This is a genomic window from Motilimonas cestriensis, assembly GCF_021295315.1.
Classification (GTDB): Bacteria; Pseudomonadota; Gammaproteobacteria; order Enterobacterales; family CBDFNC01; genus Motilimonas; species Motilimonas cestriensis.
This window is the reverse complement of record NZ_JAIMJA010000001.1, coordinates 196647-212616: the sequence shown is the minus strand read 5'-3', so window position 1 is coordinate 212616 and position 15970 is coordinate 196647. Positions and strand designations below refer to the sequence as shown.

Here is a 15970-nt window from a genome sequence, read left to right as displayed (position 1 = left end):
AGGCTCCTTGATAGCGAGTTAAGGAGCCTTGACTAATTCATGTTACTCCCCCCATTTTTTATGATGTATCTGGCTGTGTTTCAGTTTGTTGTTAATGTTTTTCAACTCATTGTCTCTAAGGGAATACTCACATGTCGCAACAACTTAATGCTGATGACACAAAGTTAGCTAATCGCTGGCTAAAGCAGCAAAAATCTAAATCTCAAGGCCTATTGGTTAAAGCCATCGCGCTTGGCTCCCTTAACGGTTTGGTTATGATAGGGCAGATGGCGTTGTTAGCGTGGATCATCGATGGCGCTATTTTTAAGCAACAATCGCTACATCAGTTAACGCCATGGCTAGCAACCTTGGGCCTTGTGGTGCTGTTAAGAGCAGGCTTAGGTTATGCCAGCGAACGTTTTAGCCAGCGCGGCGCCGCCAAAATAAAGCATGAAATAAGACAAGAGCTTTTGCAAAAACTCGTCACTTTAGGGCCTGCTTATACGCGACAACATGGGCAAACAGCACTCGCACAGCTGCTGCATCAGGGGGTTGAGTCGTTACAAGATTATTTTGCTGGTTACCTACCCGTGGTTGCCTACTGCGCAGTGATCCCCTTGGCGGTATTAGCTCTTGTGTTTCCTATGGACTGGTTAGCCGGCCTTATTTTCCTCTTTACCGCGCCATTTATTCCTTTTTTTATGATTCTAATTGGCAAACGCGCCGAAGCCATGAATCAGCAACATTGGGCTAAGTTGTTGCGAATGAGTAGTCACTTCCTTGATATTATTCAAGGGTTAACTCAGTTGAAAGTATTTAACAGCGCCAAACAAGAGCTCGCGGCGGTGAAAGAAATTAGTGACGACTATCGCCGTCAAACCATGAAAATCCTTCGCGTGGCGTTCTTGTCTTCGTTCTTCTTAGAGTTTCTCGCATCAGTCTCCATTGCTTTAGTGGCGGTGATTTTTGGCTTTCGTTTGTATTATGGTGAAGCCAGCTACCTTATTGCGCTGTGGGTACTATTATTGGCACCGGAGTTCTACTTACCTTTTAGAAACTTAGGCACCCAGTATCATGCAAAAATGGCGGGTGCAGCGGCGGCGGCGGATATGATTAAATTGCTTGCTGAGCCTGAAGGCTGTGAAACGGATGCCGCTAAAACGAGTGCCCCTCAATTTAAGGCGCCATTTACCTTATCTTGCGAGTCGTTAAATTATGCATATCCGGGGCGCAGCCTTACTTTATCTGACATCAACCTTACTTTTGAGCAGACCGGTATTTACGCCATTGTTGGTGAAAGTGGCGCGGGTAAGTCGACGCTAATCGACATTCTGCTGGGTTTTAATCAAGCGGACTCGGGGCAAGTGTTAATCAATGGTGAGCGCCTTACTCCAGCATTAAGAGACCAATGGTTAATTCATTGCGGTTGGATTGCGCAGCAAGGGCATATTTTCTTTGGCAGTATCGGTTATAACGTCGCTTTAACTAACGATTATGACGTGACAAAAGTCAATAAAGCATTAGTGCAGGCGGGGTTGTTTGACTTTGTAAATAAGCAGCCAGAACAACTCGAAACAGCGGTCGGTGAGGGCGGTCTGGGTTTATCTGGTGGTCAAAGCCAGCGACTAGCATTATCCCGGGCTTTTTATCATCAACCGGATGTGTTAGTGCTCGATGAGCCGAGCAGTCATTTAGATAAAGACAGTGAAGAAAAAGTGTTACAGGCTATCACAGCTTATGCCAAAGACCATTTAGTGATAGTAATTGCTCACCGTTTACACACCGTTAAGCAAGCAAAGCAGATCTTAGTGATGTCACAAGGGCAGATTATTGAGCAAGGCTCACACCAACAACTATTGGCTTTGCAAGGAAACTACCATGCCATGGTCAATGTGAGTCAGCCACGTGGAGGGCAGCAGAATGCGTAACTTTTTTCGTTTACTTGAGCTTATGCGCCCGCAGCTCGGTTTTATGTTACTGGGTGCGCTGCTGTCACTCTTGGCGCTACTTGCTAACATCAGTTTACTGGCCGTGTCGGGTTGGTTTTTAACCATCATGGCAATGGCGGGGCTTACTGGCGCTTCTATTAACTATTTTACCCCTGGCGCGGTGGTGCGATTTTTAGCCATTGTGCGCACCGTTGGGCGTTATGCCGAGCGGGTGATCACCCATGAGGCCACTTTTCGAATTTTAGCGCAGCTGCGTTACTATTTTTACCAAAAGCTTGAGCCTTTATTACCTTACTACCAAGTTCAGTTTCAATCCGCCGATTTACTTACGCGAATGCAACAAGACATCGATAATTTGGATAATTTTTATCTGCGTATCTTATTGCCTGCTGTGGTTGCACTGGTTAGTGTGCCTTTGGTGTGTGCGGCAGTGGCTTATTTCTCGGTGTCACTAGCGTTAGTGCTGGCGCTGGTGTTGATAATACTTGGCCTAGGTTTGCCTTATGTCAGTTACCTTTGGGCTCGCAGCCAGCAACAAGAGAAGCTCAATCTTAACAACCAAATGCAATTGGGTTTAGTGGATGGAATTTTTGCGCTACGAGAATTGGTGATGTATCAAGTGGCGGAGCGTTATCAAGTCAGTATGCTGCAACTGTCTAGCCGTTTTTTGCAATTAGAATTAGCGCTGCAGCAAAAAAACAGTGTCAGTAATTTAGTGAACTTTCTGTTGGTTAACGCTTTGGTTTTATGCAGTTTTATTATACTGGTCCCGTTAGCGGCAGCAGGTAAGTTAGCCCCAGAGTATATTGCTAGCTTATCGTTATTGATGCTAGTTAGTATTGAAACGGTGATGGCACTGCCATTAGCTTGTCAGTTATTGCCGCAAACTCTAGCCAGTGCGCAGCGACTATTCGATATAGTCGATATGCCTGTCCCTCACTTTAATCAAGGGCCTGATGGGCTGAATAATACGGTTGCCATTCAAGCTGGTGCCATTGCGTTTAATCACCTTAGCTTCAGTTATCCCGGCCAACAAACTTATTCTTTAACGGATATTCATGTCACGATCCAACCCGGGCAAAAAGTAGCGATTATTGGGCCAAGTGGGGCGGGTAAGTCTACCCTAGTTAACCTGTTAATGGGCTTTTGGCCGACCGCAGCCGGGCAAGTGACTATTGCAGAGCAGGATATTAATGGTTTTAGCAAAGCTTCGTTACGCCAACACATCGCCTTAATGAGTCAAACAGGGCATATATTTAATGCCACTATTGCGGATAACCTGCGCTTAGCCAACCCTGATGCGACGACTGCTGATATGGTTCAAGTTTGTCAGCAAGTGGGATTGGGTGACTTTATTGCGTCACTGGAGTTTGGCATTGACACTTGGCTGGGAGAAACAGGAGCGGGATTATCGGGTGGTCAAAAGCAGCGTTTACAACTTGCTCAGGTATTGTTACGTGATAGCCGAGTATTGGTATTAGACGAGCCGAGCAAGGGATTAGACGGATTAACTGAACAGAAAATGATGGACGAGATATTCAGCCATGTTAACGCCAAGCAGCAAACCCTGATGATGATCACCCATAAACCCATTATGCTCCAGCAAATGGACTTAATTTTAGTGATGGCTCAAGGGCAGATCATCGCCCAAGGTGACCATACCAGTTTAATGCGCACGAATGAGTATTATCGTGATTTACTGGATTACTTTTAATCAAGGCTCTTTCGTCACTGAGCGTGCTCAACCAAACTTATGTAATAAAATAAACACCTAGGTTTTGCTTGTTTGTTACCTTAAATGCTAATGATTAAAGCAAACGCTTACACTTTAAATTGACTCAGTAGGGTATCTTGTTCAGATACTTGTTGGGTCATTGCTTGGCAGTGATTAACCTGCTCAAGCGCCCCGTTAGAAACCTCTTGGCTAATATCACGAATATTAGTGGTGTTACGGTTTATCTCTTCAGAGGTTGCCGATTGTTGCTCGGCAGCAGCGGCTATCTGTAAATTCATATCATTAATTTGCAAGATCGCGGTGCGAATTACATCAAGTGCTTGATTCGCTTTGCCTGCTTCTTCTGAGGTGTCATTTGCCATTTCACGGCTTTGCTTAATCTTGGTTTCAGCTTCTCTTACACCAGACTGCAGCTGTTCTATCATGGTTTTGATTTCGCTGGTAGATTTTTGCGTGCGTGAGGCAAGTGAGCGAACCTCATCCGCTACTACGGCAAAGCCTCGACCTGTTTCACCTGCACGGGCTGCTTCAATTGCAGCGTTAAGGGCAAGTAGGTTGGTTTGTTCGGCAATACCAGTAATAACCAGTAAAATGGACTCGATGTTGTCACTGTATTTAGCCAGCTCAACCACCGTTGCCACGGCTTGATCCATTTCACTGGCCAAGTTTTTAATTGAAAGACTGGCATTAGAGACTATTTTAACGCCATTGGCGGTTTCAGTATCCGCTGTTTGAGCAGACTGGGCCGCCACTTGAGCACTGTTAGCAACCTCTACGGCACTCGATGCCATCTGGTTCATCGCGGTTGCTAGTTGGTCTAGCTCTGCTAACTGAGTTGCTAATTCTGACTCTGCTTTTTGTGATTCCTGACTGGTTAAATCAGTACTCTGCCTGATGTCATAGGAAATCGATTTGACGTTAGTGATCATCTGTTGCAGTTGACCAATAAACAGGTTGAATTGATTCGCAACTTCGCCAAATTCATCTTTGGATATTACTGGTAAACGTTTAGTCAAATCACCATTACCACTGTTGATCTCCAGTAGCGAGCTGCTTAATAAGCCGATAGGTTTAAGAATAGATTGCATAACACTGCCAATAATCACAATGCCGATGATCACACTGATAATACCACCTAGCAATGATTGCCACGCTATCACATCGGCTGACGCCATCACGATATCTTCATCGACGACCACGGCTAAGTACCAATCTAATCCTTTCAAATCTTTGAGCGGAATAAAGCTGACCCAATACGCGTTATCATTTATTTCAACTTCATTGATTCCCTGATTTAGGGCTATTTTTTTACCGCCGAATACTTGGCTATAGTCCTTACCATTAAAATCACCATTAGGGTGAGAGATAACCTTTCCTGCTCCACTGAGTAAAAATGCATAGCCAGAGCCGTTAAAGTTAACGGTATTAAGGGCTTCAGACACCGTTTTCAGGCTTAAATCACCACCAAATGCCCCCTTAAAATCGCCTTTATCGGAGAATTTGGCGACCACAGAAATCAGTATATCCTTGGTTACTGCGTCAGCGTAGGGCTCGGTAATTGCAGCTTCGCGACTGTTTCTTGCTACGTTATACCAAGGGCGTTTACGAGCATCCCAGTCTTTTGGTTGCCAAGTAGGATCGTTAGTCATGGCTATACCATCAGTATCTAAGCCACCAAAAATCAGTAAGAATTCTTGTTTCAGTAACGGACTATCGAATGTCTTTTGAATATTGTCTTTGTTGAAATCGGCATCAATCACTTGGGCCATAATGTTGATGATATCAATTTTACCGTTGAGCCAATGGGTTATTTGCTGGCTTAGTGCTGAGCTAGACTCTTGCACCGCGCTGTGGGATTGGGCTTTAAGGTTTTGAGTCATTTCACTGTATTGATACCAAGACAATAAAGTAATGGTAATAGCTAAAACCAGTGAAGACGCTCCTACGACTTTCCATGCTACTTTCATATCTCGATCCTGCTGAGTAAATACGCTAGTTTTAACTAGCACTATAATATTTAGCTTAAGTAGGAATGGAATATTTGCTTGATTTTAACGTAAATTAGATATCATTTTTAAATCACATCGAAAATATAGGTTTTAGTTAGCTAGCCTCATTTTTGCTTAAGCTTATAACGAGCGGATAAAGTTTGTTTTTACTGCAAAATTTCGTTTTCAGGGATGAAAACGCAAAGCGTATAGGGATATATACCAAAACAATATCAAGGCGCAAAGTTCAACGTCCTTTTTAGGTCTATTTACCGCATTTTTGCAGGCAAAATATACTATTTTGCTTATCCAGAACTCGGGTTAGCTAAGGTCTTTATCTCTGAAGGAAGTAAGCCATTGTGGACGGTAGGTCGCCATTAATGTTACGGCCATGCCGTTGAGTAGGGCTTCTGGAAAAAGCAATAAAGGCCATAAATAGAGATAATCCTCTGTTACTGCAGATGCTCGGTATTGGCCATCAATTAAGTAAAATAGTCCCAGCGCAAGATGGCGGCCGAGCATGGCTAAGGCGGCAGCAAAAAAGCCACAAACAAAGATATAAATAAAAAAATGCTGTGGCAGATAACGGCGGTAGCCAGTTAATACACTAACAGTGATGCCTATGGGCAACGCGACGCCAAGTAGGGCTTCAATGGTTATCTGCGCAGGTGAGCTACCCTGCCAAATACCGAGTAATAGTAAATTAGCGACACCGATGAGCAAACTTAAATGCCAGCCAATCATCAAGGTGGCCACCGTTAAGCCAAGGAAATGCATTTCTAAGCCAGGATGTAAACCCGCTTTTAATAACCACAAAGGCAATAAAGCGACAGCAATGCCTAAACACCGCTGCTGCAGGTCACTTGGGATATGATGAAAGGGAAAGGTTCGGTACAAACAGCAAGCGACTAAAAAAATCACGCACAGCAGCGCAAGGCCACTCAAAAAGGTAAATTCTATTGCGAGATTATCCATTGTAATTGATTAGAAAATCACGTTGTCGTGATATTCGCTTAAAATTGCCTTGATGTTATTCATCACCTCTCGAGATGGCGGCGAGACACCTTCTAGTGGGTATTCTTCACCCATGGCAATCCACTTATGACGACCTAATTCGTGATACGGCAGTAACTCAATTTTTTCGATGTTTTTCATTGGCTTAATAAACTCACCTAAATCACGAGCCGATTGTTCATCATCGGTGTGGCCGGGTACAATTACATATCGTAACCATGTCCTTTGATTGCGCTGTGCTAAGTGCTGGGCAAAGGCAAGGGTGTATTTGTTACTGACATGAGTTAAGGCTATATGGGCGTCATTGTGGATCTGCTTGATGTCAAGCATCACTAGATCGGAAACGTCTAATACCTCATCGACCAGCGGCGTCATTTTACGAACAAAACCATTGGTATCAAGGCAAGTGTGGATACCTTCCTTCTGCGCTTGGCTAAATAAGGCGTGAACAAACTCTTGTTGTAACATTACCTCGCCACCAGAAGCAGTAATGCCGCCGCCTGACGCATTCATAAAGTGGCGGTATTGAACTAAGTCGTCCATTAATTCTTGCACTGTGGTTTCTTTACCTGCTTCCGTATCCCAAGTGTCACGGTTATGGCAATACTGGCAGCGCATTAAGCAGCCTTGAGTAAAAATAATGAAACGGATACCCGGTCCATCAACTGTGCCACAGGTTTCCACAGAATGAATTCTTCCGGTTACTTTGCCAAAGTCGGGCGAGACATCGGTTTGAATATTAATGGTTTCTGGGTTCGTAGTAGCAGTCATAAATACCTAATAGGAATAGCATTCGCGTGAGCGAACAATAGCGTAATTGTAACCAAAGAACCCGCTGCGTAAAAGAGTCGAGTAGAACTAACCTGAAAAATAGTGTATTTCGGATGACTTGTATTAAGTAAGTGAAGAAAGAGTTGGAACGTGTTAAAGCAAGCCACAAGGGTTAATTTATTGCTACATGCGTATCAGTCTACAGTGGTTGTGCGAGTTCAAAATAACAGGCAAAAAAAAGCCTTGCTGAGCAAGGCTTTTGGTTCTCAAGTTAATCTAAGATGTATGTTATCGAAGATTAAAGCGAGCTATTAAAGCGAGCTAGTAAAAGTACGAGTAATAACGTCGTTTTGTTGCTCTTTAGTCAGCGAGTTAAAACGTACCGCGTAACCTGATACACGAATGGTTAGCTGAGGGTATTTCTCAGGGTTTTCCATTGCGTCTAGTAGCATTTCACGGTTCATTACGTTTACGTTCAAGTGCTGACCACCTTCGGTGTTTGGCGTGTGCTTGAAGTAACCATCCATCAAACCTGCTAAGTTAGCGCGTTGTGAATTGTCGTCTTTACCTAGTGCATTTGGCACGATAGAGAAGGTATAAGAAATACCATCTTGTGCGTAAGCAAACGGCAGTTTAGATACCGATGTTAATGATGCAACCGCACCTTTCTCATCACGACCGTGCATTGGGTTAGCACCCGGAGCAAACGGTGTACCTGCGCGGCGGCCGTCAGGTGTGTTACCTGTTTTCTTACCGTATACCACGTTTGATGTGATAGTCAGGATAGATTGAGTCGCACGAGCGTTACGGTACATTGGACGCGCTTTGATTTTCTTCATGAAGCTTTCAACAAGCTCACAAGCAATGTCATCAACGCGAGGGTCGTTGTTACCGAATTTTGGATAGTCGCCTTCGATATCAAAATCAACCGCGATACCGTCTTCGTCACGAATTGGTTTAACTTTTGCGTACTTAATTGCAGCTAATGAGTCAGCAGCAATAGACAGACCGGCAATACCACATGCCATGGTGCGAGATACGTCGCGATCATGCAGTGCCATTAGCGCAGCTTCGTAGCTGTACTTGTCGTGCATGTAGTGAATACAGTTAAGTGCTGTGACGTATTGCTCAGCTAGCCAGTCCATGAAGTGGTCTAAGTTAGCGTAAACTTCGTCGTAGTTAAGCACTTCGCTAGTGATTGCAGGGATCGTCTTAGGACCCACTTGCATTTTCATCTTCTCATCTACACCACCGTTGATGGCGTAAAGTAGCGTTTTAGCAAGGTTGGCACGGGCACCGAAGAACTGCATTTGTTTACCAACGATCATTGGCGAAACACAACATGCGATAGCGTAGTCATCGTTGTCAAAATCGTTACGCATCAAGTCATCGTTTTCGTACTGGATAGAAGACGTATCGATAGATACTTTGGCGCAGTACTGTTTGAAGTTTGATGGCAAGCTTTCAGACCACAATACTGTAATGTTTGGCTCAGGTGATGGGCCCATAGTGTATTGTGTGTTTAGGAAACGGAAAGCGTTCTTAGTTACCAAAGTTCGGCCATCTGTACCCATACCACCGATAGACTCAGTTGCCCAGATTGGGTCACCAGAGAACAGCGTATCGTATTCAGGCGTACGTAGGAAACGAACCATACGCAGCTTCATTACCAAGTGGTCAATCAGCTCTTGCGCTTGCTCTTCAGTAATTTTACCCGCTTTTAGGTCACGCTCGATGTACACGTCTAGGAACGTAGCAGTACGTCCGAAAGACATCGCTGCACCGTTTTGTGATTTAACCGCAGCTAGGTAGCCAAAGTAAGTCCACTGAATCGCTTCTTGTGCCGTTGTTGCTGGGTTAGAAATATCGAAACCGTATTTGGCCGCCATTTCTTTCATTTGGCCTAGAGCACGGTATTGATCGAAGATTTCTTCACGTAGTTTAATCGTGTCTTCTAATTGAGTACCTGCCACAAGCTCCGCTTCTAGCGACTTGTGTTGCTGAGCTTTATCAGCCATTAGGAAGTCGATACCGTATAGCGCTACGCGACGGTAATCACCAATGATACGACCACGGCCGTAAGCATCAGGTAAACCTGTTAGTACACCAGACTTACGACACTTCATGATCGCGCCAGTGTAAACGTCAAACACACCTTGGTTGTGTGTTTTACGGTAATCGGTGTAGATTTTCTTAACTTCTGGGTCAAGTTCGCGATCGTATGCAGCAATACCGCCTTCAACCATACGAATACCACCGTTAGGGATAATCGCACGTTTAAGTGGCGCTTCAGTTTGTAAACCAACGATGGTTTCTAAGTCTTTGTTTACGTAACCTGCATCGTGAGAAACAATTGTTGAGATAACAGAAGTATCGAAATCTACCGGTGCGTGAGTGCTGTTTTCTTGCTTGATACCTTCCATCACTTTTTCCCAAAGTGTGTCGGTCGCCGCAGTTGGGCCAGCTAAGAAAGAATCATCACCTTCATATGGGGTGTAGTTCTTTTGGATGAAGTCACGAACGTTTACCTCTGTTTGCCAGTCACCTTCGGTGAAGCCAGCCCAAGCTTGGGTAAGTTGTTCTTTAAGTTCTGCCATAACGGTATTCCTACAGTATGTATTACTAATTTTCATTAATGGACTAAGCCATTAACAGCTATATGTTTAACATGCCATGTTGTTTTAATGCTTCAAGATGATGGACTGGAAATCTTAACCATGGCCATAAGCAGTATTCATCTTGTTGTTATTTATTAACCACTTTATTTTTACTTCTAGCCTAATCGACCCCAAGTATTATTACCAGCAATCGTTTTCTTTATTAAATCAATCATTAAATAAAAGCTTAGCAATGATTGGATAATGAAAAGTCGGCTGTTTTTATGGCTGTTATGCCATGTATTACTTGGTGTTGAAGCGCTAAGGTAGTCAGTTGGGTGGTGTGATAAACGCGAGGTGAAACGATGAAGGCTAGTACTGTATTTGCCATTTGGGCAAAATCAAGAATGCGCAGTAATTGAATCAATAATGTCATCATTCTCTCCTCACCTCTACGTTTCTATTCTCTGAAACAAAATATAGCAGAGGGATTGGGGCTGGAAATTGATCGTGATCATTTATCATGATTTTGTTTTGTAATTTTACTACATTTCTAGTCAATGCTGATATTTCAGTTCATGCACTAAGAAAATATTACGAGTAAGGGTTAAAAACCTTTTGAATAAAGGTCTTTAACCTTATTTAAGATAGGGTTTATTGAGCCAAAAAGATCACAAATCAGCACAACATAGGCAGCATAATCGACTGCCTATGTTGTAATTGACCGAAAATTAATTACAGCTTGTGCGTCTTCGCTGCGTGCGCCGCTTTGGCTTTTTGCAGTTTATCGTAGGCTTGCAGCAGTTTTTGATGCAACGCTTGGCCTTCTAGCTTGTAATTGATCGGACTTAAACCATTATTTGGTTGTTTTAAATCGATCAGATCAAACACTTGCTGTACTAATTCGGCGCTGTACATGCGCTCAAACACGTTGAGGTATTGTTTACGCTTGCGGTTCTCGTCAAGCTCAAGCTGCAACGCTTGGCTTAAACAGTCGTAAAAACGCATGCGCGCAGGGCTAAGGGTTGACTGACCGTAATCTAAGGTCCACTGCGCCCATTCTTGCGCTTCTTCTAGCTCGCCTAGCGTGATTGAAAGTAAGCAGCGAAGCTCACCCACACGCAAGGTTTTCCATGGATTACCGGCTTCAAACGCCAACCCTATCAGCTCAAATACCCGCTCTTGTTCGCTGTAGTCTTGTGCATCTAAGTAATCGAGCACTTTGCTTGCCTGTTTTTGGTCAAACCAGTTTTTCGATAGTTTAAACATCAACTTGCGCAGCTTGTTACCGCCGGTATTATTGCGCCATACTAAATCTTCAACCGGGTAAATTTCAGATAAGCCCGGCGCCAGAATACGACATGAGTACACATTTAAGTGCTCGTAATCGGCAATATACACAGGCTGGTCAATGTCATCAAATGCGGCCATTAGCGCATCAAATTCATCAGGTGAGCTGCCTTCGCTGTTCCAATGAACAAACTCATAGTCGGCTTTTTTCTTGAATAAATCCCACGAGATCAAACCGGCACTGTCAATAAAGTGGGTTTCAAGGTTGTGGTGATCGGCCACGTCATCATTATCAAATGTCGGTGGGTAAAACACGTCTAAGTCTTTTAAACTACGACCTTGAAGTAATTCAGTCACAGTGCGCTCAAAAGCCACTTCAAATTTAGGGTGTGCGCCAAAAGAAGCAAAGCAAGTGCCATTAGTAGGGTTAAGTAATACCACACATATCACTGGGTATTTACCGCCTAAGGAAGCGTCGTAGCTATAAATAGGAAAGCCTTCTGCTTCTAGCTTATCAATTGACGCTTTAATGCTTGGGTAGCTGGCGATCACTTTGGCTGGAATTTCAGGCAAACTGATACCATCAGCAATAATTTTATTTTTTACACTGCGCTCAAATAATTCAGATAAGGCTTGTACCCGCGCTTCGGTGCGCGTGTTACCTGCCGACATGCCATTACTGACATACAAGTTCGCCACGATATTCATTGGAATATAAACGGTTTCTTGATTGTCTTGGCGAGTAAAGGGCAGGGCGCAAATACCGCGCTTTTCATTACCAGAGTTAAAATCCACTAAGTGACGCGCGGTGAGCTCATTTTGTGGGTTGTAATGTTGGCGTAAATAATCATCTAGCATGCCCGCTGGCAGGCTGTTGTCATCGGTTAAGTTAAACCATTTCTCGTTTGGATAATGCACGAAATCACTTTGTGCATTTTTTTTACCTAAGTAGAAATCAGCCCAAAAATAGTTACAGCTTAAACGTTCAAAAAACTCACCTAAGGCGCTGGCTAAAGCGGCTTTTTTACTGGCGCCTTTACCATTGGTAAAACACAGTGGACAGTCCTTGTCACGAATATGCACAGACCACACATTAGGTACAGGATTTAGCCATGACGCCTCTTCAATATCAAAACCAACGCTTTTTAGCTTGGTTTGCATGGTTTCAATGGAGTCCTCTAGAGCGGCGTCTTTACCTGTAATAAAGGTGAGGGCAGAGTTGGTTTCAATTCGTGACATATGGTTTCCGTTAAATTGGCGCTAAACACAGGGCGCTAGAATATCACAATGAAAAGCAGGGTGAAGGGATATCCGCATTCTGGCCAAGTAATTCAACAAGCCGCAGCCAAGCTGCTCCCTTGAGTCGTTAATAAACCGTGTAATAAGCGCTGTTTTAAGCCCCTTTTTTTTAAACAAGGGGCCAGATCTGATCGCAATAGCACCTTTTTGGTATTTTGCCAGTTTCACTTAACGGTCATGTCTTAGTCAATTAAGCGTCATACAATTCTCGTACATTCATATGAACATTATTGTTTTCATATGAACCTAAGGCGCTTGAGGTTTCATCAACATCTAAGGCAGGTAAGGCGGATTGTGTTAAACCAACGTCAACAAGACATTTTGCAGCGGTTAAAGCGTGATGGCTATATCAGCACGGAATCACTCGCGGATGAATATGCGGTCACCACGCAAACGATTCGACGCACTATTAATGATCTGTGTGAGCGCGGATTAGCCCGGCGTCAGCATGGCGGCGTTGCCTTATTGGCTGCCAATACCAATAAGGCTTATGCCCAGCGCAAAGTTCACAATATTGACGCCAAACGAGCGATAGCCCGTCAGGTGGTTAACTATTTATTACCTGAGAGCACGGTGTTCCTTGGTTACGGTAGCACCGTCGCGCAAGTGTTAGAGGTTTTACCCAAAGATATCGCCCTTACTGTTATCACTAACAACCTGCATGCGGTGATGAAATTAACCGCTTTCGAGAATATTGAAACTTGGGTTGCGGGTGGCAAATTACGCACTCAAGATCAAGATACCAGTGGTTTTCATACCACGCAGTTCATCCATCAGTTTCGTGCTGACATTGCATTATGTGGCGTTGCGGCTATTGATGAGCAAGGTGCGTTATTTGAATTTCAGCCTGAAGAGGCCGAATTAACCAGAGCGTTGCTGGCTAATAGCCAACGTAAATTTTTGCTCGCCGATAGCACGAAATATCAACGCGCTGCGAATGCCCGAGTGGCGCACTTATCTGCCATTGATGATCTATTTATTGAAAAAAATATTCCTGCCCTACAACACCTTTGCCAACAGCATCAGGTAGATATTCACCTAGGAGACTCTATTAATGAGTGAGCTTGAACTGCGTAACATCAGTAAGCAATGGCATGAATATAAAGCGCTCAATGACATTAGTTTACGTGTCGAGCAAGGACAGTTCGTTGCACTACTGGGTCCATCAGGTTGTGGTAAAACTACCTTATTAAGAATACTAGCGGGTTTAGAATCGCCTTCTAGTGGTCAGTTTTTCTTAAAAGGTCAAGACATTACCGATTTAGAGCCGTCACAACGCGGGATCAGTATGGTGTTTCAATCCTATGCTTTGTTTCCGCATTTAAGTGTTAATGACAATATTCTGTTTGGCCTTAAAGCCAGAAAGTTGCCTAAAGCTGAGCAACAAGAGCGCTTAAAACATGCCTTAGCATTGGTTTCTTTAGAGGCACACCAGCACAAGCAGCCCGCAGAATTGTCAGGGGGGCAATGTCAACGCGTTGCTTTAGCGCGGGCGATTGTGTCACAACACCCAGTGTGTCTAATGGACGAGCCCTTGAGTAACCTTGACGCGAAATTAAGAGCGCAAATGCGCCATGAATTGAGGGCGTTGCAACAACAGCTAGGGCTGACAGTGGTGTATGTGACCCATGATCAAGTTGAAGCCATGTCGATGGCCGATCAGGTGGTGTTGCTAAACCAAGGCAATGTGGAGCAGTGTGGTTCGCCGCATTCACTTTATCAATCCCCTAAAACAATTTTTGCGGCGCAGTTTATTGGCTCGCCTGCGATGAATATATTTCGTTGCCACGATCACCAATACCTGCTCGGCATCCGCCCCGAAGATTTATCACTGGCAGAGCACGGCTTACCTTGTACGCTCGTCAAAATGGATTATCAGGGTGACTGCACGTTACTTACCGCCACGTATCAAGAGCAATCTATCTGTATCAAAGTGGCTGGCGCACCTCAGTTTCGGCTAGGTACTCAGCTTTATCTGCAGTGGTCGCAACAAGACTGCCACTATTTTTGTCCACAAACGAAACAACGAATATCGCTAACAGAAAAGGAAATTGACTATGTTGACTTTGCGTAAATGGCTGTGCGGCACCGTGCTGAGTGTTTCGGCATGCTCGGTAAATGCTGCCACTGAATTAACCATGTATTACCCGGTTGCCGTCGGGGGGCCGCTGACTGAAGTGGTTGACGGCATGATCGAAAAATTTGAAGGGCAACACCCTGACATCTCCGTTAATGCAATTTATGCGGGTAATTATAATGATGCTCGTATAAAAGCCCTTGCTGCACTAAAAGGCGGCGAGCCAGTGCAAACATCGGTACTGTTTTCCATTGATATGCTTGAACTAAAAGACATGGGCGTGATCAGACCCTTTGATGACTTTGTGAAAACGCCTGAAGATAAAGCGTGGCTTAACAGCTTTTATCCAGCGCTAATGGAAAATGGACAATCTGAGCAAAAAACGTGGGGGGTCCCTTTTCAGCGCTCCACTATCGTCATGTATTACAACAAAGACGCTTTTCGTGCGGCTGGCCTTGATCCTGAAAAACCACCAACAACATGGCAAGCGCTTCGTAAAACCGCTGCCAAACTAGTGAAGAAAAACAGTGCCGCGGAAGTAGAGCGTTGGGGTTTAATGATCCCTTCAACGGGTTATCCTTATTGGATGTTTGGCGCATTAACCAAGCAAAATGGTGAACGCTTAATGAGCGCCGACGGTACTCAGGTAAACTTTAACAGTCCCGGTACCGTGGAAGCATTGCAGTTTTGGCTCGACTTGAGTAACAAAGATCAAGTAATGCCAAAGGGCACCATCGAATGGGGAACATTACGTCAAAATTTCCTCGAGCAAAAAACAGCCATGATGTGGCACAGTACCGGCAACCTGACCGCGGTGTTGAAAAATGCAACCTTTGATGTGGGTGTAGCGCAGCTACCTGGCAATATTGAGCAAGGCTCTCCCACCGGTGGCGGCAATTTTTATCTATTTCGCAACGGCAGCGAGCAAGAGCAACAAGCCGCCTTTGAGTTGATCAAATTTATGACATCGCCAGAGCAATCTGCGCAATGGAGTAAGACCACTGGCTATGTGGGCGTTAGCAGCGCCGCTTATGACACTGAAAGCCTAATCGACTACACGAAAAAAGTGCCGCAAGCGCTGGTGGCCCGTGATCAGCTTGAGCATGCCACTGCTGAATTGGCGACGTATCAAGCAGGACGCGTACGCAAAATGCTTGATGATGCGATCCAATCGGCTTTAATTGGCCAGCAACCACCTAAAGCGGCCTTAGACTCGGCGCAAGCACAAGCTGAGCGGGTGCTGCGTAAACATCGCTCTTAGTCAATCGACT

11 protein-coding genes are annotated in these 15970 nt (G+C 44.5%); 5 read left to right on the top strand and 6 right to left on the bottom strand.

The window, feature by feature from the left end; genetic code table 11:
• Nucleotides 1-131: 131 nt before the first annotated feature.
• Together cydD and cydC are read left to right on the top strand one after the other, a co-directional pair.
• Nucleotides 132-1907, top strand: coding sequence for a thiol reductant ABC exporter subunit CydD (gene cydD, locus K6Y31_RS00930; RefSeq protein ID WP_233050996.1), 1776 nt, complete (start codon nt 132-134; stop codon nt 1905-1907).
• Entirely contained in the window at nt 1900-3642 is a 1743-nt protein-coding gene (gene cydC, locus K6Y31_RS00925; RefSeq protein ID WP_233050995.1) for a thiol reductant ABC exporter subunit CydC, read from the top strand. The genes cydD and cydC overlap by 8 nt, the downstream gene beginning before the upstream one ends.
• A 107-nt stretch (nt 3643-3749) precedes the next feature.
• Here the strand turns inward: cydC and K6Y31_RS00920 are convergent, their stop codons facing one another.
• The 6 genes from K6Y31_RS00920 to ycaO all read right to left on the bottom strand — a co-directional run bounded on the left by K6Y31_RS00920 (nt 3750) and on the right by ycaO (nt 12562).
• Nucleotides 3750-5630: a methyl-accepting chemotaxis protein gene (locus tag K6Y31_RS00920; protein ID WP_233050994.1), complete on the bottom strand. Its 1881-nt coding sequence runs from the start codon at nt 5628-5630 to the stop codon at nt 3750-3752.
• 342 nt (nt 5631-5972) lie between these two features.
• Nucleotides 5973-6626: an energy-coupling factor ABC transporter permease gene (locus K6Y31_RS00915; protein ID WP_233050993.1), complete on the bottom strand. Its 654-nt coding sequence runs from the start codon at nt 6624-6626 to the stop codon at nt 5973-5975.
• A gap of 9 nt (nt 6627-6635) precedes the next feature.
• Nucleotides 6636-7436 carry a pyruvate formate lyase 1-activating protein gene (gene pflA, locus K6Y31_RS00910; protein WP_233050992.1) on the bottom strand — a complete coding sequence of 267 codons (801 nt, stop codon included), beginning with the start codon at nt 7434-7436 and terminating at the stop codon, nt 6636-6638.
• A gap of 311 nt (nt 7437-7747) precedes the next feature.
• On the bottom strand, nt 7748-10033 hold the full coding sequence (gene pflB, locus K6Y31_RS00905) for a formate C-acetyltransferase (RefSeq protein ID WP_233050991.1): 2286 nt from the start codon (nt 10031-10033) through the stop codon (nt 7748-7750).
• A 247-nt stretch (nt 10034-10280) separates the two neighbouring features.
• Nucleotides 10281-10472 (bottom strand): hypothetical protein, encoded by a 192-nt coding sequence (locus tag K6Y31_RS00900; RefSeq protein ID WP_233050990.1) that lies wholly within the window; start codon nt 10470-10472, stop codon nt 10281-10283.
• Between the two features lie 296 nt (nt 10473-10768).
• Nucleotides 10769-12562, bottom strand: a complete 1794-nt coding sequence (gene ycaO, locus K6Y31_RS00895) for a 30S ribosomal protein S12 methylthiotransferase accessory factor YcaO (RefSeq protein ID WP_233050989.1) — start codon at nt 12560-12562, stop codon at nt 10769-10771.
• A gap of 354 nt (nt 12563-12916) precedes the next feature.
• Between ycaO and K6Y31_RS00890 the strand changes: the two genes are divergently transcribed.
• From K6Y31_RS00890 to K6Y31_RS00880, 3 genes are read left to right on the top strand one after another with little or no spacing between them, the layout of a single operon-like run.
• On the top strand, nt 12917-13684 hold the full coding sequence (locus K6Y31_RS00890; RefSeq protein WP_233050988.1) for a DeoR/GlpR family DNA-binding transcription regulator: 768 nt from the start codon (nt 12917-12919) through the stop codon (nt 13682-13684).
• Complete coding sequence (locus K6Y31_RS00885) at nt 13677-14696, top strand: ABC transporter ATP-binding protein (protein ID WP_233050987.1); 1020 nt, start codon at nt 13677-13679, stop codon at nt 14694-14696. The genes K6Y31_RS00890 and K6Y31_RS00885 overlap by 8 nt, the downstream gene beginning before the upstream one ends.
• Nucleotides 14680-15960 (top strand): ABC transporter substrate-binding protein, encoded by a 1281-nt coding sequence (locus tag K6Y31_RS00880; protein WP_233050986.1) that lies wholly within the window; start codon nt 14680-14682, stop codon nt 15958-15960. The genes K6Y31_RS00885 and K6Y31_RS00880 overlap by 17 nt, the downstream gene beginning before the upstream one ends.
• Nucleotides 15961-15970 lie beyond the last annotated feature (10 nt).

What these genes read in the sequence shown, in the direction of transcription:
- cydD (WP_233050996.1), top strand. Translation starts at nt 132, where the DNA reads ATGTCGCAACAACTTAATGCTGATGACACAAAGTTAGCTAATCGCTGG.
- cydC (WP_233050995.1), top strand. Translation starts at nt 1,900, where the DNA reads ATGCGTAACTTTTTTCGTTTACTTGAGCTTATGCGCCCGCAGCTCGGT.
- K6Y31_RS00920 (WP_233050994.1), bottom strand. Translation starts at nt 5,630, where the DNA reads ATGAAAGTAGCATGGAAAGTCGTAGGAGCGTCTTCACTGGTTTTAGCT.
- K6Y31_RS00915 (WP_233050993.1), bottom strand. Translation starts at nt 6,626, where the DNA reads ATGGATAATCTCGCAATAGAATTTACCTTTTTGAGTGGCCTTGCGCTG.
- pflA (WP_233050992.1), bottom strand. Translation starts at nt 7,436, where the DNA reads ATGACTGCTACTACGAACCCAGAAACCATTAATATTCAAACCGATGTC.
- pflB (WP_233050991.1), bottom strand. Translation starts at nt 10,033, where the DNA reads ATGGCAGAACTTAAAGAACAACTTACCCAAGCTTGGGCTGGCTTCACC.
- K6Y31_RS00900 (WP_233050990.1), bottom strand. Translation starts at nt 10,472, where the DNA reads ATGATGACATTATTGATTCAATTACTGCGCATTCTTGATTTTGCCCAA.
- ycaO (WP_233050989.1), bottom strand. Translation starts at nt 12,562, where the DNA reads ATGTCACGAATTGAAACCAACTCTGCCCTCACCTTTATTACAGGTAAA.
- K6Y31_RS00885 (WP_233050987.1), top strand. Translation starts at nt 13,677, where the DNA reads ATGAGTGAGCTTGAACTGCGTAACATCAGTAAGCAATGGCATGAATAT.
- K6Y31_RS00880 (WP_233050986.1), top strand. Translation starts at nt 14,680, where the DNA reads ATGTTGACTTTGCGTAAATGGCTGTGCGGCACCGTGCTGAGTGTTTCG.